The 20482-nt window shown below is 71.2% G+C and carries 16 protein-coding genes and 1 pseudogene; 11 read left to right on the forward strand and 6 right to left on the reverse strand.

Going from position 1 to position 20482, the window contains the following annotated elements:
- The 4 genes from sucB to STSP_RS04640 all read left to right on the forward strand — a co-directional run.
- Positions 1–1086, forward strand: a 1086-nt coding sequence (gene sucB, locus STSP_RS04625) for a 2-oxoglutarate dehydrogenase, E2 component, dihydrolipoamide succinyltransferase (RefSeq protein ID WP_067272503.1), incomplete at its 5' end; no start/stop codon positions are given.
- Between the two features lie 191 nt (positions 1087–1277).
- Positions 1278–1901, forward strand: coding sequence for a GntR family transcriptional regulator (locus STSP_RS04630; protein WP_067272380.1), 624 nt, complete (start codon positions 1278–1280; stop codon positions 1899–1901).
- A gap of 581 nt (positions 1902–2482) precedes the next feature.
- Positions 2483–5179, forward strand: a complete 2697-nt coding sequence (gene aceE / locus STSP_RS04635; RefSeq protein WP_067272382.1) for a pyruvate dehydrogenase (acetyl-transferring), homodimeric type — start codon at positions 2483–2485, stop codon at positions 5177–5179.
- Positions 5180–5293: 114 nt separating this feature from the next.
- Positions 5294–6268 (forward strand): helix-turn-helix transcriptional regulator, encoded by a 975-nt coding sequence (locus tag STSP_RS04640; protein ID WP_067272385.1) that lies wholly within the window; start codon positions 5294–5296, stop codon positions 6266–6268.
- A 60-nt stretch (positions 6269–6328) separates the two neighbouring features.
- Here STSP_RS04640 and STSP_RS04645 read toward each other — a convergent pair.
- Positions 6329–7269: pseudogene (locus STSP_RS04645) on the reverse strand (SDR family oxidoreductase).
- Positions 7270–7412: 143 nt separating this feature from the next.
- Between STSP_RS04645 and STSP_RS04650 the strand changes: the two are divergent.
- Positions 7413–7931 (forward strand): DUF4240 domain-containing protein, encoded by a 519-nt coding sequence (locus STSP_RS04650; RefSeq protein ID WP_067272388.1) that lies wholly within the window; start codon positions 7413–7415, stop codon positions 7929–7931.
- 40 nt (positions 7932–7971) lie between these two features.
- Here STSP_RS04650 and STSP_RS04655 read toward each other — a convergent pair whose 3' ends face one another.
- Both STSP_RS04655 and STSP_RS04660 read right to left on the reverse strand, forming a co-directional pair.
- The gene (locus tag STSP_RS04655) at positions 7972–8742 is read right to left on the reverse strand and encodes a peptidoglycan recognition protein family protein (RefSeq protein WP_232789521.1); all 771 of its coding nucleotides are present in this window, start codon (positions 8740–8742) and stop codon (positions 7972–7974) included.
- A gap of 147 nt (positions 8743–8889) precedes the next feature.
- Positions 8890–10041 carry a PP2C family protein-serine/threonine phosphatase gene (locus STSP_RS04660; RefSeq protein ID WP_067272392.1) on the reverse strand — a complete coding sequence of 384 codons (1152 nt, stop codon included), beginning with the start codon at positions 10039–10041 and terminating at the stop codon, positions 8890–8892.
- A 609-nt stretch (positions 10042–10650) separates the two neighbouring features.
- Here STSP_RS04660 and STSP_RS04665 point away from each other — a divergent pair.
- Positions 10651–12033 carry an NAD(P)/FAD-dependent oxidoreductase gene (locus tag STSP_RS04665; RefSeq protein WP_067272395.1) on the forward strand — a complete coding sequence of 461 codons (1383 nt, stop codon included), beginning with the start codon at positions 10651–10653 and terminating at the stop codon, positions 12031–12033.
- A gap of 34 nt (positions 12034–12067) precedes the next feature.
- Here the strand turns inward: STSP_RS04665 and STSP_RS04670 are convergent, their stop codons facing one another.
- Positions 12068–13537: a regulator gene (locus STSP_RS04670; protein WP_067272505.1), complete on the reverse strand. Its 1470-nt coding sequence runs from the start codon at positions 13535–13537 to the stop codon at positions 12068–12070.
- Positions 13538–13843: 306 nt separating this feature from the next.
- Here STSP_RS04670 and lipB point away from each other — a divergent pair, with 306 nt between their 5' ends.
- The 4 genes from lipB (at position 13844) to STSP_RS04690 (ending at position 17034) form a co-directional block, all read left to right on the forward strand.
- A complete protein-coding gene (lipB, locus tag STSP_RS04675; protein ID WP_067272398.1) occupies positions 13844–14641 on the forward strand; it encodes a lipoyl(octanoyl) transferase LipB in 798 nt (265 codons plus the stop codon).
- 134 nt (positions 14642–14775) lie between these two features.
- On the forward strand, positions 14776–15741 hold the full coding sequence (lipA, locus tag STSP_RS04680; protein ID WP_067272400.1) for a lipoyl synthase: 966 nt from the start codon (positions 14776–14778) through the stop codon (positions 15739–15741).
- 357 nt (positions 15742–16098) lie between these two features.
- Complete coding sequence (locus STSP_RS04685) at positions 16099–16302, forward strand: SCO2195 family GlnR-regulated protein (RefSeq protein ID WP_067272403.1); 204 nt, start codon at positions 16099–16101, stop codon at positions 16300–16302.
- Positions 16303–16332: 30 nt separating this feature from the next.
- The gene (locus STSP_RS04690; RefSeq protein ID WP_067272406.1) at positions 16333–17034 is read left to right on the forward strand and encodes a DUF4191 domain-containing protein; all 702 of its coding nucleotides are present in this window, start codon (positions 16333–16335) and stop codon (positions 17032–17034) included.
- A 127-nt stretch (positions 17035–17161) separates the two neighbouring features.
- Here STSP_RS04690 and STSP_RS04695 read toward each other — a convergent pair whose 3' ends face one another.
- Positions 17162–17629: an RDD family protein gene (locus STSP_RS04695; protein WP_067272408.1), complete on the reverse strand. Its 468-nt coding sequence runs from the start codon at positions 17627–17629 to the stop codon at positions 17162–17164.
- Between the two features lie 213 nt (positions 17630–17842).
- Between STSP_RS04695 and glnA the strand changes: the two genes are divergently transcribed.
- Entirely contained in the window at positions 17843–19252 is a 1410-nt protein-coding gene (glnA, locus tag STSP_RS04700) for a type I glutamate--ammonia ligase (RefSeq protein WP_067272411.1), read from the forward strand.
- Between the two features lie 138 nt (positions 19253–19390).
- On the opposite strand, the gene STSP_RS04705 is transcribed toward glnA, so the two are convergent.
- Positions 19391–20476, reverse strand: coding sequence for a substrate-binding domain-containing protein (locus STSP_RS04705; protein ID WP_067272412.1), 1086 nt, complete (start codon positions 20474–20476; stop codon positions 19391–19393).
- Between the last annotated feature and the right edge of the window lie 6 nt (positions 20477–20482).

Genomic DNA, 20482 nt, shown 5'->3' on the forward strand with positions numbered 1-20482 from the left:
GCGCCTGCTGCTCCGGCTCCGGCCCCCGCTGCTCCGGCCGCCCCGGCCGCTGCCGCCCCGGCCCCGGTTCAGCCCGCCGCCCCGGCTCCCGCCCCGACCGCTCCGGCTCCGGTGACCCCGGCTCCGGTTCCGGCTCCGACGGCGCCCGTGGACGAGGGCGCGTACGTGACCCCGCTGGTGCGCAAGCTCGCCGCCGAGCACGGCGTCGACCTGTCCACCGTCAAGGGCACCGGCGTCGGCGGCCGTATCCGCAAGCAGGACGTCATCGCCGCCGCCGAGGCCGCGAAGGCCGCCGCCGCTGCTCCGGCTCCGGCCGCCGCCGCTCCGGCCGCCGCCAAGAAGGCCCCGGCCCTCGAGGTGTCCCCGCTGCGCGGTCAGACGGTCAAGATGACCCGCATGCGCAAGGTCATCGGCGACAACATGATGAAGGCGCTGCACTCGCAGGCCCAGCTGACCTCGGTCGTCGAGGTCGACGTCACCAAGCTGATGCGGCTGCGCGCCGCGGCGAAGGACGCCTTCGCCGCCCGCGAGGGCGTGAAGCTCTCCCCGATGCCGTTCTACGTCAAGGCGGCGGCCCAGGCGCTGAAGGCCCACCCGGTCATCAACGCCCGGATCAACGAGGACGAGGGCACCATCACGTACTTCGACTCGGAGAACATCGGCATCGCCGTGGACTCCGAGAAGGGCCTGATGACGCCGGTCATCAAGGGTGCGGGCGACCTCAACATCGCCGGCATCGCGAAGAAGACCGCTGAGCTGGCCGGTGCCGTCCGGGCCAACAAGATCACGCCGGACGACCTCGCCGGCGCGACCTTCACGATCAGCAACACCGGTTCGCGCGGTGCGCTGTTCGACACGGTCATCGTGCCGCCGAACCAGGTCGCGATCCTGGGCATCGGCGCCACCGTCAAGCGTCCGGCCGTCATCGAGACCGCCGAGGGCACCGTCATCGGCGTCCGCGACATGACGTACCTGTCGCTCTCCTACGACCACCGTCTGGTGGACGGCGCGGACGCCGCCCGCTACCTGACCGCGGTCAAGGCGATCCTGGAGGCGGGCGAGTTCGAGGTCGAGCTCGGCCTCTGAGACAGAGCGCGCCCTTGTAAGCCTCACCACACCTGCGGGAACGCCCCCGCCCGGAGCATTTCCGGGCGGGGGCGCCGCCGTATTGTCTAGACGTCAGCCTCACCAGACGTCAGCCGCCGCCAGACGCGGCCGGACGTCAAGGCCCTTGGGGTCGCCCGGCACCGGACGGCACCCTGCCGAAGGAGCACCGCATGACCGCGCCCGTCGTCCACTCGCTGCGCGAACAGATCCGCGAGCACATCGTGGAGGGGATCGTGAGCGGGCGCTGGAAGCCGGGCGAGCGGATCGTGGAGCGGCGCATCGCGACGGAGCTGGCGGTCAGCCAGACGCCCGTACGGGAGGCGCTGCGCGAGCTGGAGAGCCTGCGGCTGATCGAGTCGGCGCCCAACAAGGGCGTACGCGTGCGGAATCTCACGGCCGCCGATCTGGAGGAGAGCTACCCCGTGCGGGCGGGCCTCGAGGCGATCGCCGCGGAACTGGCGGCCGAGCGGCTCGCCGAGGACTGCTCGGCCCTTGAGCCGCACGTGGCGGCGCTCTACGACGCGGACCGGATCTCCGACGGGACGGCGCAGGTGCGGCACACGGTCGCGTTCCACCGCGAGCTGGTGCGGGCGGCCGGGAACTCCGTGCTGCTGCACACCTGGGAGGGCCTGGGCATCGAGGTCTTCACGGCCCTGTCCATCCGCTGGCTGGGCACGGTCCAGCAGTCGTACGCCGAGGAGCACGAGGCCCTGGTCGAGGCCTTCCGCCGCCGGGATCCCCGGATCGCGGACCTGGTAAAGGCCCACGTCCTGGGCTGCGCCCCACGCGCGTAACGGCGGAGTGCCGCCGCCCTCCCCCCGCTGTGGGCAATCGTTCCGCTGGGGCGATGGGGGCACCTCCCATGCCCTTAAGGCAATGGGGGAGGGTGGGCACAGCGGAACCCCGCGACGGCGGGCACCTGTTCGTACTCCCGGGCACCCGAAGTCTCGGGTGCCGTTCAAGCAACGTGCGCACCCGGCGCAGAGGGTTCCGCCTGTGCCCACCCGTTCCGCCCCCTGGCGGAACAGCTGCCCACAGGCGGCGGGGCGGGGGCGCCAGCCCACAGGTAGCGGGCGGGGGCGCCAGCCCACAGGCGGCGGGGGGCGCCAGCCCACAGCGGAGCGCCCCGGCGCTCAGAAGTCGCCGCCTACCTGCGAAGACCAGGCACCCGGTGCCTGCCGCCAAGGCACCCCGTGCCGACTTTCGCGATCGAGAGAAGAATTACCTCCCCGACCTTTGATCGATCATCGATCAGGGGCTTACAGTCATCGACGGGCTCTCACCAGAGCCCTCCGCCCTGTCCTGCCAAAGACCAAGGGCACCCCCGAACCCTTTACCGAAAAGGGAACCCCCTTCGACTACGGAAGGCGGCGCAATGACCGACCCCACCGCAATCCAGCCGAGCGAGCTCGACCAGCTCCCGGACCGGGACCCGGAGGAGACCGCCGAATGGCAGGCCTCCCTGGACGCCGTCGCCCGGGAGGCGGGCCCGCACCGTGCCGCGTACCTGATGCGCCGCACCCTGGAGCGCGCTGAGGGCGCCGGTCTGGCGCTGCCCAAGCTGCTCGAGACCGACTACGTCAACACCATCCCCACCGCCGCCGAGCCCACCGTGGACGGCGACGAGGAGATGGAGAACCGCATCACCGCGTGGAACCGCTGGAACGCGGCCGCGATGGTGACCCGCGGCTCGAAATACGGCGTCGGCGGCCACATCGCCACCTTCGCCTCCGCGGCCTGGCTCTACGAGACGGGCTTCAACCACTTCTTCAAGGGCAAGGAAGCCGACGGCTCGGGCGACCAGCTCTACATCCAGGGCCACGCATCGCCCGGCATCTACGCCCGCGCGTTCCTCGACGGCCGGCTGAACGAGTCCCACCTCGACAACTTCCGCCGCGAGTCGGGCGGCAACGGCCTGCCCTCGTACCCGCACCCGCGCCGCCTCCCCTGGCTCTGGGAGTTCCCGACCGTCTCCATGGGCCTCGGCCCGCTCTCCGCGATCTACCAGGCGCGCTTCAACCGCTACCTGACCAACCGCGGCATCAAGAACGTCTCCGCCTCGCACGTGTGGGCGTTCCTCGGCGACGGCGAGATGGACGAGCCCGAGTCGACGGCCGCGCTCGCACTGGCCGCGCGCGAGGGCCTGGACAACCTGACCTTCGTCATCAACTGCAACCTGCAGCGCCTCGACGGCCCGGTCCGCGCCAACTTCAAGATCGTGCAGGAGCTGGAGGCCCAGTTCCGCGGCGCCGGCTGGAACGTCGTCAAGACCCTGTGGGGCAACGCCTGGGACGAGCTGTTCGCGCTCGACACCACCGGCGCCCTGGTCCGCCGCCTGCGCGAGGTCCCTGACGCCCAGGTCCAGACGTACCAGACCCGCGACGCCGCCTACATCCGCCAGGACTTCTTCGGCAAGGACCCGGCGCTCGCCGAGATGGCGAAGCTGCTGTCCGACGACAAGATCCTCGAGTGCTTCCACCTGTCCCGCGGCGGCCACGAGCCCCGCAAGGTGTACGCGGCGTACAAGGCGGCCCTGGAGCACAAGGGCGCCCCGACCGTGATCCTCGCCCAGACGGTGAAGGGCCACACCCTCGGTGAGGGCTTCGCGTCGAAGAACGCCAACCACCAGATGAAGAAGCTGACGGTGGACGAGTTCAAGGCGATGCGCGACCTGCTCGGCCTGCCCATCGCCGACAGCGCCTTCGAGGGCGGCCAGGTGCCCTACGGCCACCCCGGCGCCGAATCGCCCGAGGTCCGCTACCTCCAGGAGCGCCGCGCGGCCCTCGGCGGCCCCGCCCCGGCCCGCCGCGTCCACCCCGTCGCGCCGCTGCCCGCCCCGGCCGACAAGGCCTTCGCGGCCTTCGACAAGGGCTCCGGCAGCCAGTCCGTCGCCACCACCATGGCGTTCGTACGCCTCGTCAAGGACCTGATCCGCGACAAGGAGACGGGCAAGCGCTGGGTGCCGATCGTCCCGGACGAGGCGCGCACCTTCGGTATGGAGAGCCTCTTCCCGTCCCTCGGCATCTACTCGCCGAAGGGCCAGACGTACGAGCCGGTCGACCGGGACCAGCTGATGTACTACAAGGAGGCCAAGGACGGCCAGATCCTCAACGAGGGCATCACCGAGGCCGGTTCCATGGCGGACTTCATCGCCGCCGCCACGTCGTACGCGACGCACGGCGAGACGATGATCCCCTTCTACATCTTCTACTCGATGTTCGGCTGGCAGCGGACCGCCGACCAGATGTGGCAGCTCGGCGACCAGCTCGGCAAGGGCTTCCTCGTGGGCGCCACGGCCGGCCGTACGACGCTCACGGGTGAGGGCCTGCAGCACGCCGATGGCCACTCCCCGGTGATCGCCGCGACCAACCCGGCGGCACTGACGTACGACCCGGCGTTCGCGTACGAGATCGGCGCGATCGTCAAGGAGGGTCTGCGCCGGATGTACGGCGAGGCCAAGCCGGGCGAGGACCAGGACGTCTTCTACTACCTGACCGTCTACAACGAGCCCCTGCCGCAGCCCGCGAAGCCCGCGGGCGTCGACGAGGGCATCGTGCGCGGCCTCTACCGTTTCAACACGGCCGAGTCCGCCGGGCTGACGGTGCCCGCCAACGCGCCGCGCATCCAGCTGCTCGGCTCCGGCACCGCGATCCACTGGGCGCTCAAGGCGCAGCAGCTGCTCGCCGAGGAGTGGGGCGTGGCCGCCGACGTGTGGTCCGCGACGTCCTGGAGCGAGCTGCGGCGCGACGCCCTGGAGGCCGACGAAGCCCTGCTGCAGGGCGAGGAGCGCATCCCGTACGTCCGCCAGGCCCTGCAGGGCGCCGAGGGCCCCGTCCTCGCGGTCTCCGACTACATGCGCCAGGTCCCGGACCAGATCGCGCAGTGGGTCGAGCAGGACTACTCCTCGCTGGGCGCGGACGGCTTCGGCCTCTCCGACACCCGCGAGGCGGCCCGCCGCCACTTCGGTGTCGACGCCGAGTCGATCGTCGCCGCGGCCCTGGCCCAGCTGGCCCGCCGCGGTGAGGTCCCGGCGTCGGCGGTGAAGGAAGCCCGCGAGAAGTACGGCCTGTAGCCGCCTCTCGCCTGTCGCGACGCGCCCCCGGTCCCCCGGTCCTCCCCCCGGGCCCGGGGGCGCCGTCATGTCCGGCGGTGCCCGCCCGGCAGCGTGCGCGGCATGATGAGGGCCATGCGTGCCGCCCGCCTCATCAAGATGGTGCTGCTGCTTCAGTCCCGGCCGACCATGACCGCCGCCGAGCTGGCCCGCGAACTGGAGGTGTCCGAGCGGACCGTCACGCGGGACGCGCAGGCGCTGTCGGAGGCGGGCGTTCCGGTGTACGCGGATCGGGGCCGGGCGGGCGGTTATCGCCTCGTGGGCGGCTATCGCACGCGTCTGACGGGCCTCGCCCGCAGCGAGGCGGAGGCCCTGTTCCTCTCCGGAGTACCGGGCGCGCTGCGCGAGATGGGCCTGGAGGACGCGGCGTCGGCGGCCCGCCTGAAGGTGTCCGCGGCGCTGCTGCCGTCCGTGCGGGACGCGTCGCGGACGGCGGCGCAGCGGTTCCATCTGGACGCGCCCGCCTGGTTCCAGGAGCCGAAGGCGCCCGAGCTGCTGCCCGAGGTCGCGGACGCGGTGTGGGACGACCGCCGGATCACCGCTCGCTACCGGCGCCGGGACGACGAGGTCGAGCGGGAGCTGGAGCCGTACGGGCTCGTCCTGAAGGCGGGCGTCTGGTACCTGTGCGCCCGCGCGACCGGAGGTTCCGGTTCGTTCCGCGTCTACCGCATCGACCGGTTCACCGCGGTGACACCGGCCGGTGAACGCTTCGAGCGGGACGAGACGTTCGACCTGCCCGCCTTCTGGGAGGAGCAGGCGGCCCAGTTCGCCCGCTCGATCCTGCGCTCGAAGGTCGTCGTACGGCTTTCCGAGGCCGGTGCCCGGCGGCTGCCGCACGTCACCGATCCCACCGCCGCCCGAGAGGCCCTGGAGGCCGCCGGTGAACCGGACGGGCAGGGCCGGATCACCGTCACCCTGCCCGTCGAGTCGGACGAGGTCGCGCACAGCCAGCTCCTGGCTCTGGGGCCGGAGGCGGAGGTCCTGGAGCCCACCGGTCTGCGCGAACGGTTCGCGGAGGCGGCGGCCCGGATGCACCGGCTCTACGAGTGATCCCCTACTCGTGCAGCTCTACGAGAAATCCCCCACCGGCAGAGCCCCACGAGTACATCCCTACCGGTAGTCCTCCACCGGAGCGTCCTTCCCGCCGAAGACGACCTCCTCGAAGTACGCCCACGCGTTCGGCCGGGAGCCGTCGGCGTCCGTGAAGCCGTACTCCTCGGCGAGCTGTCCGCTGGACAGCGAGCGGCCGTTCCACCGGTGCCGGTCCGGGTCGGCGGCCAGCGCGGCGACGGCCCGGCCGACGTAGACGGGAGACTCGGCGATCGCGAACTCCGGGACCTTCTCGATCGCGTCGCGCCAGGTCTCCTCGGTGACACCGAACCCGTCGAGCATCTGCTCGGAACGCAGGAACCCGGGGTGATCGAGACCGCCGTACCGCCGAAGTCCTTCAGATCCTCGCCGAGGCAGAACGCCATGCGGATGGGCGCGTTCTTGGCGAGGTCGTAGTAGAAGTTCTCGCGGTAGCGCCGGTTGGACTCGGCGGTGCCGTCGGTGACCTCCACGACCAGGCCGCCGGGGTTCCGCACCAGGAGGGGCAGGGCCAGGCTGCTGGTGACGATGTGCGTACGGACGCCGAGTTCGAGCATCCGCATGCCCTTGCCGAGGTCGTGCTCCCACATCTTCGGCTTGGTCTCGAGGAGTTCGCCCACCAGGTGCTCGCCGCCCCAGACGTCGTTGACCAGGACGTCCAGCCGACCCTGCTTGCGATCGATGCGATCGACGAGCACGCGCACCTGATCCGGCTCCAGATGGTCCGTCGGTACGGCGATACCGGCGCCGTGCCGGCCGGCGGCCGCGTCGACGAGCTCGGCGGTCTCCTCGATGGTCTCGGTGGTGCGGCCGACCTCGCTGACCTTCTCCCGGGTCGTCCGTCCCGTCACGTACACCGTGGCCCCGGCGCGTCCCAGCTCCACGGCCATGGCCCGCCCGGCCCCGCGCGTGGCACCCGCCACCAGCGCGATCTTTCCCTTGAGTGGCTGTGCATTCTCCATACGAGGAGCATTCCCGGGAATCCAGACACCCTCTGTCGTGATTTCAGCGGTGATCCCGTGCAGAGCAGGGTGCGTGACGACACAGCCGCTTCTGTCCCATTCCGCGTGCATCGCCCATCCCCAGGGCCGATGCTGGTGGCGTGATGGACGAGACGGAGTTCTGGGAGATCGTGGACAGCACCCGCGAGGCCGCCGAGGGCGACCCCGAGGACCATGCCGAGCTGCTAGTCGAAAGGCTGCTTCAGTCCGATCCGGACTCCGTACTGGACTTCGCCCGGCACTTCGAGTCCCGCTACAACCGTGCGTACCGCTGGGACCTGTGGGGCGCCGCCTGGGTGCTGCTCGACGGGGCGAGCGACGACGCCTTCGACTATTTCCGCTGCTGGCTGATCGGCCAGGGCCGCGACATCTTCGAAGGAGCCATGCACGACCCGGACTCGCTGGCCGCCCTCCTCGAGGAGTTCGACGAGGAGATCGACGGGGACGGCGAGGAGCTCGGCTACGCGGCCGACGAGGCGTACGAGGAACTCACCGGCACCGTCGCCCCGGACCTCGGCATCCCACCGGCCCCGCCGGAGCCCGAGGGCACGCCGATCGACTTCGAGAACAAGGCCGTGCTGGCGGAGCGGTACCCGAAGCTGTGGGAGCGGTTCGGGTCGTAGGCCCGTCGTTGCACGCGCGTCTGCGCCGGCTTCCGCCTTGCTACAGGCGGCCCTCCATACGGGCCGCCGCGTCCCTGATCGACGGAAGCTGCGCCATCAGCGCCTCCCCGGGACACTCGGTCAGGTTGCCGTCGGTGTGACCGGACACGGCATAGAACCGCGCACGCGTCCCCGCGGCGTACTTGCTCAGGCTGTTGCTGGACACGAGCTCCACCTTGCCGCGCGGGTCGATGCCGGACAGACCGAGTTTCCAGGCGGCGATGGCCGCGATGGCATCGGTCATGACCTTCGGCACATCCGTCCCTGCGGTGAACGTACCGATCGCGGCGATGCCCACCGTGCGCTCGTTGAACCCCTGGGTGTGCGCCCCGACGACGGCCTGGTCGGTGCCGCCCGCGCGGCCCTCGTAGATGGTGCCGCAGCGGTCGACGAGGAAGTTGTAGCCGATGTCGTCCCAGTGCCGGGCACCGGCCTGGCCGGTGTACAGGTCGCGTATGGTGCGCGGGGCGTCGGCGCAGTCGTAGTCGTTCGGTGTGTCGGTGTGGTGCACGAAGACGGCCATGACACGGTCGGCGAAGCGGGGCGGCGGGCTGCTGTGCGCCTCCGGGCCGCCCTGGCCCAGCCAGCTGCCCCTGGGCACGATCTGCGGTTTCGGAGCGGTCCACACCGCGCCCTTCGCCGCCTGGGGCCGCGCCGTCTGTGTCCGCTCCGGCGATGCGGCGGGCCCACCGATGCTCGTCGCGAGCAGGACGAGGAGCGCGCAGCCCGCGACACCGGGCACGCACCACAGCACGACGCGAAAGACACGCATTCCACCACTGTCCGCCGCACGGACCGCGGGCGACATGCGGTGTACTCCACACGGTGTAGCCCCGGGACCGACGGGCCCCGGCCTCAGCGACCGCCTCCGTCGCTTCGGCCGCCTCGACCGCCCCGACGGGCTAAGGCCGGGCCCGGGCTACGACTCCGGCCTCGGCGCCGTCTCCGGCCCCAGCCCCGACTCCAGGCCCAGCCCCGGCTCCTCCACCTCAGGCTCGAAGACGAGCATCGTCACATCATCCTGGACGCTTCCGGCGAACCGGACCAGGTCCTTCCACACCACGTCCGTCGTCATGGCCAGATCGTCCTCGCTGAGTACGGGCAGCCGGTCGGCGAGCGGATAGAAGACACCGGAGCCGTCGCGTGACTCGGTGACCCCATCGGTGACGACGAACAGCCGGTCGCCCCGCTCCAGCGGGACGATGAGCTCCTCGGGCGCGTCGGCGGCGAGGCCGAGGCCCAGCGGCAGTCCGGCCGGCACCCGCAGCTCGGTCGCCGTGCGGCCGCGCAGCAGCAGCGGCCGGGGATGGCCGCAGGAGAGGATGCGCACGGCCCGGGCGTCGTCCGAGAACTCCAGCAGGACGGCCGTCGCGAAGAGCTCCGGGTTCCCCACGTCGGCCGAGTCGACGACGAGCCTGCGGTCGAGTCTGCCCGCGACCCCCGCCAGCTGCGGCTGGTCGAGCGCGGCCTCCCGGAAGGCGCCCAGCAGGGCCGCGACGGTGCCGACGGCGGCGAGCCCGTGCCCCTGGACGTCGCCCACCAGGGCCCGTACGCCGTGGGGGCCGTCACGCACCTCGAACAGGTCGCCGCCGACGAGGGTCCCTCGCTGGGCCGCCCGGTACAGGCCCGCGCAGCGCACGGGCCCCACACGCTCGGGCAGCGGCGGCAGCACGGCGAACTGGACCGCCTCGGCGACCGCGCTCACCGTGATCAGCTGGGCGTCGCGCCGGCTGCGCACCCAGGCGATGACCACGCTGAGCAGGGCGATGAAGGCGACCGTCGCCAGGTCGACCTCGCCCGGTTGCCCGAGGTCCGGCCACGGGAGGTCGAGCAGGGCGAGGACGATGCCGCCGAGCAGGGCCGTGGCCCGGGGTCCGTACGAGAGCGCGGCCAGCGGCGGGAGCGCCGCGAGCAGAAAACCGACGTCGAACCTGCGCGAGGTGGCGAGCCCGGCGGCGGTGAGCCCGACGAGCATGACGAGGGGCAGCAGGCGCAGCCAGCGCGGCGGCGGCGCCCCGCGCAGCCAGGCGCGCTCCTCATAGTCCCGGCGCCGAGACGCGGCCCCGCTCATCACCGCACTCCTTCCGGCCCGCCCGCCCCCTCGTCCTCCGGCCGCTTCCTTCACGCTCCTACGCCGGGGCCAGGGCCGCACGCCGAGGCGGCGCCCACGCCTGGGCGGCACCACCTCTGCACGACGCGGGGCACCCGCCGTCGTGGGTTGTGCCCACCCGTTCCTCCCCCAGAGCCTTAAGGGCCTGGGGGCACCCCCAGCGGAACGATTGCCCACAACGGTACGGGACCGGCCACCGGCCGATCGCCGCGTACGCGCCGAAGGGGACGTGGCGGGATGTGCGCCCGCTGGGGGTACCTCCCAGGCCCTTAAGGCACTGGGGGAGGCTGGCGCGACGTTCGGGCTCACCCGACGACGTACGGCTAGGCGCCAGACCGAGGACGTACATCCCGGCGCGGCCCCGACCCACCCACCGACAGGTGGCGAACCGACCACCGGGCAGAAGCCGCGCACGCGCCGCCCCACCCACCCACCAGGCGGCGCAAGCCGGGCCCCGTGCGGGCGGGCGCAAACCGGGCACCCCGCTGAGCCACGCCCCCGAACTCCGGCATTCCGCGGCGCCGTTGAGGGCATGACGTCTCCACCATCCGCGCAACTCGGGGAGGGCACGTGCTTGAGCCGGCGCAATCTGCGGACGTCGTCATAGTGGGAGCCGGGGTCTCAGGACTCGCGGCCGCGCACCACCTGACCAGGGCCGGTGTCACCACCGTCGTCCTGGAGGCCGCCCCTTACACGGGCGGCCGCATGTCGACCGAGAAGGTCGACGGCTTCCGACTCGACCGGATCGGCCAGTTGCTGTTCACCTCGTATCCCGAACTGACCCGCACCCCGGGACTCGACGCGCTCGTGCTCCGCCCCTTCGCACCCGGGGTCCTGGTGCACAGCGACGGCCGCCACCACCGCGCCGGCCCTCCGGCGCCAACCTGGAGCACAAAGGGCGCACGAGGCAGCGCACGGGGCGCACTCATAGCGGCACGCGCGCTCGCAAGTGCCCCTCGCGCTCCCCGCGCTCCCCGAACCGCAGGCCCCGCCACCCCACGTCCCGCCACCCCCCTGGGCGGCGCCCTCGACCAGGCCCGGCTCTCCGCGGCCCTCGGGCGCCTCGCCGCGACCCCGGCGGAGCGGTTACTGACCCGCCGTGAACTCCCGGCCGCTCAGGCCCTCGCCACGCGCGGCCTGCCGTCCCGCACCGTCGACGGTTTTCTGCGCCCCCTGCTCTCGGCCCTGCTGAGCGACCCGGGCCTGACGACGTCGAGCCGGTGCGCGGACCTGGCGCTGCATGCGTTCGCCCGCGGCCGCCTGTGCCTGCCGGAGGGCGGCGCGGACGCCCTCCCGGAGCTGCTGGCGGCCACGCTGCCACCGGGCACGGTACGCACCGGCGTACGCGTCACGGAGGTGTCCACGACCTCCGTGAGGACGGCGGACCACGGCGAACTGGCGTGCCGCTCCGTGCTGTTGGCGACCGGCGCCCGCGCCGCGGCCGAGCTGCTGCCGGGACTGCGCGTGCCGTCCTTCCACCCGGTGACGGTGGTGCACCACGCCACCTCGGAACCGCCGCTGGCCGAGCCGGCGCTGCTGCTCGACGCCGACCGCCGCGGTCCCGTCGCGTACACGGCGGTGGTCAGCCAGGTCGACCCGTCGCGCGCCCCGGCAGGCCGCACACTCGTGTCGTCGACGGTCCTCGGCCCGCCCCCGCCCGGCCTGGACGCCCTGGTGCGCGGGCACCTGGCCGAGCTGTACGGAACGTCGACCTCGGGCTGGGAGACGCTGGCCGTCCACCACGATCCGGAGGCCGTGCCGGCGATGCCCGCACCGCACGATCTGCATCGCCCGGTGCGACTCCTGACGGGCCTGTACGTGTGCGGCGACCACCGGGACACGAGCACGGTGCAGGGGGCGCTCCACTCGGCCCGCCGCGCCGCACACGTCCTGGCCGCCGACCTCGGCGTGGACCTGCCGGACGCGGTGGACCCCATGTCCACGGCAGCATGAGCACAGGGGCACCGCACCAAGCGCCGGACCCCGCCTACCCCAGCGCAGCCACCTTGTCCCGATACCCCCGCACGGGCGCCGCGTCCCGGTACGGCTCGAGGCGCCGCTCGAAGTCGCGCACGTACTCCACGGCCCGTACCGACCGCATCTCCGCGGCCTGGCCCGCGGCCTCCGCACCCAGCCTGCAGGCCTGGTCGAGTTCGCCGAGGCCGAGCCGCGCGGAGGCCAGGACGACCCGGCAGAGCAGGCGGCTGCGCGCGAACCCGTGCGGGCGCAGCTGCAGGGAGCGCTCGGCGTGCTGCACCGCGGCCCGGTACTGCTGGAGGTCGCGGTGGCAGTGCCCGAACTCGTCGGCGAGCTGCGCCTCGTCGAAGCTGCGCGCCCAGTGCGGCACGTCGTCCCCAGGCCGCGCCCCATCGAGCGCACGCTCGGCCCGGACGAGCGACGCCGTGCACGCCCGCACCTCCCCGAGCACGGCGTGCCCGCGCGCCTCGACGGCGTGCAGCAGCGCCTGTACGGCGGGCGGGGCGGAGGTGCCGACGCCCTGCTGGGCGACCCTCGCCAGCTGCACGGCCTCGCGCCCGTGGCCGAGATAGACCGCCTGGCGGCTCATGGTGACCAGGACGTACGAGCCGTACGCCCGGTCCCCCGCGGCCTGGGACAGCCGCAGTGCCTGCACGAAGTACCGCTGGGCCAGGCCATGCGCCGCGATGTCGAACGACGTCCAGCCGGCGAGACAGGTCAGGTCGGCGGCGGCGGCGAAGAGACGGCGGCCCGTCTGCTCGCCGTAGGTCCCGCGCAGCATCGGCTCGACCTCGTGCTCGAGATACCGGACGAGTGCCTGCCGTGCGTGCCCGCCGCCGTAGGCGTGGTCGAGCGTGCGGAACAGCTCACCGACGGAGCGCAGCGCGGCGATGTCGCCGCTGCTCACCTTCTGGCCGGACACACGCTCGGCCCCCGCGGTCCCCCGTCCGGCCGCGGGAGACAGCGACCGGGGCCCCGCGGGGCGCCCCTGGGCGGGCACGCGCCCGGCGGCCGGGAGCGGCTCGCCGCGGCCCACGCGGTCGTCGGCGCGGCCGATCAGCCAGTCCCGGCTGGGCACGACGAGTCCCGCCGGGGTGAACGCGATCTTGCGCAGCTCCGCGTGGCTGCCGGAGTCCTTCCGCCACAGCCCGCTGACGATGTCGACGGCCTCTTCGGGGGTCGCCGCGAACTCCAGGCCTGCGTAGACCGGGGCGCACGCGTCGAGTCCGAGGTCCTGTGCGGTGAGCCGCCGTCCGAGGCGCCGGGTGAAGACCTCGGCGATCAGCGCGGGCGTGGTGCCCCTGGGCTGCTGGCCGCGCAGCCAGCGGGTCACCGATGTCTTGTCGTACCGCAGGTCGAGTCCGTGCTCGAGACCGAGCTGGTCGACACGGCGGGCCAAGCCGGCGTTGGAGAACCCTGCCTCTGCGATGAGGGAGGCCAGCTGGCGGTTGGGGGTGCGCTGCGGAGGTCGTTCCGTCATCTGCTGTGCGGTCTCCTGCCGATCCATCCTCATGACATCCCACAGGGAACCCTCATGGCGTGGCAGAGGGAACTTGCGTGAATTTAGCGGTCACCAGGACGCCTCCCGTCGCCCACGACCTGCATTCATCCGATCGTGTGAGGATTGGCCGCAGGCCTGACAGCGAGCAGCGGGAGGGGTGGACGACGCCGCGTGTGGAGGGCTGGCACGAGCCGCGCGCGGACCGGCCGGAACCGCCTCGCGTGCGTGCCCGTACAGTGGCTGAGGGGCATATGTGCATGGTGAAGGTTTTAGGAGGCACTTGCCGTGAACGAACTGCGGTTCGTCCGCATGGGATTCGGTGCGGACGCCGTCGACTACCAGGTGGCCTGGGACGAGCAGCGCCGCGTGCACGCCGCCCGTTTCGCGGACGAGATCCCCGACACCTGCCTGCTGCTCGAGCATCCGCCCGTGTACACGGCCGGTCGGCGCACAGCGGACAGCGAGCGTCCCCTCGACGGCACCCCGGTCATCGATGTGGACCGCGGCGGCAAGATCACCTGGCACGGCCCGGGCCAGCTGGTGGGCTATCCGATCGTGAAGCTGCCGCGCCCGGTCGATGTCGTCGCGCATGTGCGCCGCCTCGAGGAGGCCCTGATCCGTACGTGCGCGGAGTTCGGCCTGGAGACCACCCGGGTCGAGGGCCGCAGTGGGGTGTGGGTGCTGGGCGATCCCGTGGAGCAGCGCCCGTCGCTCGGCGGCCTGTCGCTCGACTTCGACCCTCGGCTGCACGACGAGGAGTTCGACCCGCGGCTGAACGGCCCGGAGTACGCGCCGTCCAACGCCGGCCAGCGCCGCGAGGACCGCAAGGTCGCCGCCATCGGCATCCGCGTAGCCAAGGGCGTGACCATGCACGGCTTCGCCATGAACGTGAACCCGGACAACACCTGGTTCGACCGCATCGTGCCCTGCGGCATCCGCGACGCGGGCGTGGCATCGCTGGCGAACGAGCTGGGGCAGGACATCACCATCGCGGACGTCCTGCCGGTGGCCGAGAAGCATCTGCGCGACATCCTCGAGAACGCCGAGCTGAAGCCGCGCGAGATCGAGCGGACCCCGGCGTAGCCGACGGCGCCCGCACCCGGGAATGCGCCCCCGCTCTCGGAGGTTGCCCGGAGGCAAGGGCGTGCAGAGCACGGGCGTACGCTGGTGTACGCCGACGAATCGAAAGCCGCGCAACGGAGAGAGGGGCGCCCGACGTGTCCGCAGTCACACCCGACGGACGCAAGATGCTGCGCCTGGAGGTCCGCAACAGCCAGACCCCCATCGAGCGCAAGCCCGAGTGGATCAAGACCCGGGCGAAGATGGGCCCCGAGTACAACGCCCTGCAGAAACTCGTGAAGAGGGAGGGCCTGCACACGGTCTGCCAGGAGGCGGGCTGCCCGAACATCTACGAGTGCTGGGAAGACCGCGAGGCGACCTTCCTCATCGGCGGCGACCAGTGCACGCGGCGCTGCGACTTCTGCCAGATCGACACCGGCAAGCCCCAGGCACTCGACCGTGACGAGCCCCGCCGCGTCGGCGAGTCGGTCGTCACGATGGACCTGAACTACGCCACGATCACCGGCGTCGCGCGCGACGACCTGGAGGACGGCGGCGCCTGGCTGTACGCGGAGACGGTGCGGCAGATCCACGCCATGACCGCCGATCGCGAGGCGGGCCGCACCAAGGTGGAGCTGCTGATCCCCGACTTCAACGCCGTCCCGGAGCAGCTGGCCGAGGTCTTCTCGTCCCGTCCCGAGGTGCTGGCGCACAACGTCGAGACGGTGCCGCGGATCTTCAAGCGCATCCGTCCCGGTTTCCGTTACGAGCGCTCCCTGAAGGTGATCACGGAGGCCCGCGAGGCCGGCCTGGTCACCAAGTCGAACCTGATCCTCGGCATGGGCGAGACCCGCGAGGAGGTCAGCGAGGCGCTGCAGCAGCTGCACGACGCGGGCTGCGAGCTCGTCACGATCACGCAGTACCTCCGCCCGAGCGTCCGCCACCACCCGGTGGAGCGCTGGGTCAAGCCGCAGGAGTTCGTGGAGCTGAAGGAGGAGGCCGAGGAGATCGGCTTCTCCGGTGTGATGTCCGGCCCGCTGGTGCGCTCCTCGTACCGCGCCGGCCGCCTGTACCAGATGGCCGTGGAGAAGCGGGGCGCGTACCTGGCGTCGCAGGCCGTCTGACACCAGCGGCGGAAGCACGGTCGCCCGGCAGAGACGCAGGGCGCGGTCGCCTCGTACGAGGCGCGGTCGCCTCATACGGACCAGGCGGCTGTGTGAATCTGAGCACAAGAGACTACCCACCAGTAGTGGCCGATTCGACGCGGTCCCGGCAGTCCCCGCAGATGAGGGGCACAGCCGGGGCCGCGTCGCCGTTTCACCCGGCCGCATCAGGGTTTCATTCGCGTTTGACCGGTCGGTCATGCCCTGGTAACACCAATCAGTGACGCTAGGTCTACACAACGTGCACCCGCGCCCCCCAACGCTTGTGCACCCTTGCTCGCACCCGCTTCCATGCCGCCACCGAGGGGGATCCACACCATGCAGGCCGCGCCCGTACGCGCCACCGCCATCCCGTCGTTCACCACCGCTCTGCGCGCCGTCGAGTCGCTGCTCATGAGCAGCGGACAGCGCACCGCCCGCCGCAACGCCTGGACCTCGGTGCTCGAGGACCGGCGCCGCGCCAAGGACCGCGTGGAGGCCCAGCGCGTGCTCGAGGAGGCCCTGGCAACCCGCTCGTCGTAGGCGCTTCCTGGGCCACGTAGACTTCAGGACATGGCGAGGAAGGAAACTGCAGCGGACGCTGCGAACCCCGGGCGACTCAAGCAGATCGCCCTGACCTACAAGATGACCCGCAGGGCCGACAAGAAGATCGGCCTTGTTCTCGCGGCTGTGGGAATCGTCACCTTCGGTGTCTTCCTCGCGATCGGCTTCCTGATCGGTCATCCCATCTATCTCGGCATCCTGGGCTTCCTGCTCGCCTTCCTTGCGACGGCGATCGTCTTCGGACGCAGGGCCGAGCGGGCCGCCTTCGGGCAGATGGAGGGCCAGCCGGGCGCGGCCGCCGCGGTTCTGGACAACATCGGCCGCGGCTGGACGACGACGCCGGCGGTGGCCATGAACCGCAGCCAGGACGTCGTGCACCGGGCCGTCGGCAAGGCCGGCATCGTCCTGGTCGCGGAGGGCAACCCGAACCGGCTGAAGAGCCTGCTGGCCGCCGAGAAGAAGAAGATGAACCGCATCTTCGCGGACGTGCCGGTGCACGACGTGATCGTGGGCAACGGCGAGGGCGAGGTCCCGCTCAAGAAGCTCCGCACGACCCTGCTGAAGTTCCCCCGTGTGCTCACCGGCCCGCAGGTCACCACGACCAACGACCGGCTGCGCGCGATGGGCGACCTGATGAGCAACATGCCGCTGCCGAAGGGCCCCATGCCCAAGGGCATGCGGATGCCGCGCGGCGGCCCGAAGATGCGGTGACGCTGCCGTCCGACCTACTACGACGATGGGGCGCCGGAACCGAGTGGTTCCGGCGCCCCATCGTCGTGTACGGGCGCCCGTCGGCGTGGTGGATCCGGACCTGGACGGCGCGGCCCCGTTGCCGTCGTCAGATCCGGACCTGGACGGCGCGGGCCAGGCGGTCGTGCAGGCCCCGGCTGTCGCGGTCCCAGATCAGGGCGGGGATCGCCAGGCACAGCAGGATGCTGCGCACCAGGGCTCGGCCGACGCCGAGCCGGCCGCCGTCCACGCCCACGACGCGCAGCCGGAAGAAACGCTTGCCCGGTGTGAAACCGAGGGTGCCGAGCGTGAGCAGGTTCAGCACGAAGAGGATCAGCAGGGCCCAGGAGCTGGTGGTCTGGCCATAGCTGCCTGTGATCAGACTGGATGCAATCAGCACGCACAGACCCCAGTCGACGGCGATCGCGCCGACGCGCCGGCCGAGCGGCGCCACGGAGCCCGGCCCCTCCTTCGGCAGACCGAGCTGTTCACCCCGGTAACCGAGGTCGACGCCCATGTCCTCGGCCGCCTGGCGAGGTCCCGAGAGCCACGATCCGATTGCTTGCCTGTTGTTCACCCGTCCACGGTACTGCCCCCCTATATGCACACCGGGGGCCGGGGTGGTAGAGAGGGACCAGACGACGGGGGCGGTTAACTTCGACGAAACAAATGGGTCACGCGAGAGAAACTCTGCATCCCTATGGTCGGGTGCAGCGTGTGCCACCGCACTGGCCCACGAACGAGCTACAACCCCCGCGTCCCCTGTCCGGGCCGGGATAGGAGGAGCTGGATGTTCCAGAACGCCGACGAGGCCAAGAAGTTCCTTGCAGACGAGGACGTCAAGTTCGTAGATGTCCGGTTCTGCGACCTGCCGGGCATCATGCAGCACTTCACGGTGCCGGTGGAGGCCTTCGACCCGACCGAGCAGCTCATGTTCGACGGCTCCTCGATCCGCGGCTTCCAGGCCATTCACGAGTCCGACATGGCCCTCGTGCCGGACCTGTCCACCGCCCGCGTGGACCCGTTCCGCCGGGACAAGACGCTCAACATCAACTTCTTCATCCACGACCCGGTGACCGGCGAGCAGTACAGCCGCGACCCGCGCAACGTGGCGAAGAAGGCCGAGGCCTACCTCGCGTCGACCGGCATCGCCGACACCGCGTACTTCGGTCCCGAGGCCGAGTTCTACGTCTTCGACTCCGTGCGCTTCGCCACCGAGTCGAACCAGGCCTTCTACCACATCGACTCCGAGGCCGGCGCCTGGAACACCGGCGCCCTCGAGGACAACCGTGGTTACAAGGTCCGCTACAAGGGCGGTTACTTCCCGGCCCCGCCGGTCGACCACTTCGCCGACCTGCGCGCCGAGATCTCCCTCGAGCTGAACAAGGCCGGTCTCCAGGTCGAGCGCCAGCACCACGAGGTGGGCACCGCCGGCCAGGCCGAGATCAACTACAAGTTCAACACGCTGCTGGCCGCCGCCGACGACCTGATGCTCTTCAAGTACATCGTGAAGAACGTCGCCTGGCGCAACGGCAAGACCGCGACCTTCATGCCGAAGCCGATCTTCGGTGACAACGGCTCGGGCATGCACGTCCACCAGTCGCTGTGGAACGGCGGCGAGCCGCTGTTCTACGACGAGCAGGGCTACGCGGGCCTCTCGGACACCGCCCGCTACTACATCGGCGGCATCCTGAAGCACGCCCCGTCGCTGCTGGCCTTCACCAACCCGACGGTGAACTCGTACCACCGCCTGGTCCCCGGCTTCGAGGCCCCGGTCAACCTGGTCTACTCGCAGCGCAACCGCTCCGCGGCCATGCGTATCCCGATCACGGGCTCGAACCCGAAGGCCAAGCGCGTCGAGTTCCGCGCCCCGGACCCGTCCTCGAACCCGTACCTGGCGTTCGCGGCGCTGCTGCTCGCGGGCCTCGACGGCGTCAAGAACAAGATCGAGCCGGCCGAGCCGATCGACAAGGACCTCTACGAGCTCGCTCCCGAGGAGCACGCGGGCGTCCCGCAGGTCCCGACCTCGCTGCCCGCCGTCCTCGACGCCCTCGAGGAGGACAACGAGTACCTGCAGGCCGGCGGTGTCTTCACCTCCGACCTGATCGAGACCTGGATCGACTACAAGCGCGCCAACGAGATCGCCCCGATCCAGCTGCGGCCGCACCCGCACGAGTTCGAGCTCTACTTCGACATCTAAGATCGCCGCAGGTCAGAGCGGGTTGCCGCTCGCCTGGGCCGTCTGTGGGCCGTCGGCCGTGTTCTTCCACTCCCGGAAGGCACGGCCGACGGCCTTTTTCGCTGCGCAAAGGCGACGGCGCGCATGCGCTGACCCTTCTTACGTGGTGAGTCCCGCCCTTTCACAAGCGGCTTTGTACTTGGGCGTGCAGATCTGATCGATCGTGTGCACCCCGTCCTTGACGACGGTGTCCTTGATGTTGTCGGCGGTCAGGGAGATCGGGGTGAGCAGGACGGCGGGGACGTTTGCGGTGGTGGGGCTGTCGACCATGTCTGTGGCGATGTCGCCGAGCTGTTCACCCTGGACCAGGGCGACGGCCATTTCGGCGGCGGCCTCGGCCTCGAGCTTGAAGGGCTTGTAGATGCTCATGTACTGCTCGCCTGCGACGATGCGCTGTACGGCCGTGATGTCGGCGTCCTGGCCGGTGACCGGGGGGAGCGGTGAGACCTTGGCGGCCTTGAGGGCGGAGATGACGCCGGAGGCGAGGCCGTCGTTGGCGGCGTAGACGCCGTCGATGGTGTCGGCACCGAGGGCGGCGATGGCGCCGGACATGTTCGCGTGGGCGTTCTCCGGATTCCACCAGGCGGTGTCGTACGCCTTGCCGATCTTCACCCTGCCCTTGAGTACGGACAGCGCGCCCCTCTTGAAGGCGGCCGAGTTCGGGTCGGTCGGGGAGCCGTTCATCATGACGATCTGGCCGCCGTCCGCCTTGTCGCCCATGGCCCTGAGGAGCGCCCGGCCCTGAATCTCACCGACCTTCTCGCCGTCGAAGGAGACGTAGCCCGAGATCGGGCCCTCGGCGAGGCGGTCGTAGGCGACGACCGGGATGCCCGCGCGGTCGGCCTTCTCGACTGAGGACCGGGCCGCCTTGGCGTCGACGGGGTCGAGGATCAGGACATCGACCCCCTTGGTGATCACGGAGTCCACCTGCTGTTGCTGGGTGGCCACATCCTCCTTGGCGTTGGCGTACTCCACCCTGCAATCGCCGCACAGGTCCTTGATCTTCTTCTCGATCAGGGGCCTGTCGAACTGCTCGGCGCGAGGGGTCCCGGCTCCCGGGAGCAGCAAGCCGATCGTCTCGCTGTCCGTGTCGGAGCTGTCCCCCGCCCTGCCGCAGGAGGCCAGGACGACGGCCAGGGACACCGCGGCCACAGCGACGGCGCCGCGGCGCAGGTAGAGGTTCACGTGCGG

Origin of the sequence: Streptomyces jeddahensis (genome assembly GCF_001642995.1) — a bacterium.
In the GTDB taxonomy this organism is placed as follows: Bacteria; Actinomycetota; Actinomycetes; order Streptomycetales; family Streptomycetaceae; genus Streptomyces; species Streptomyces jeddahensis.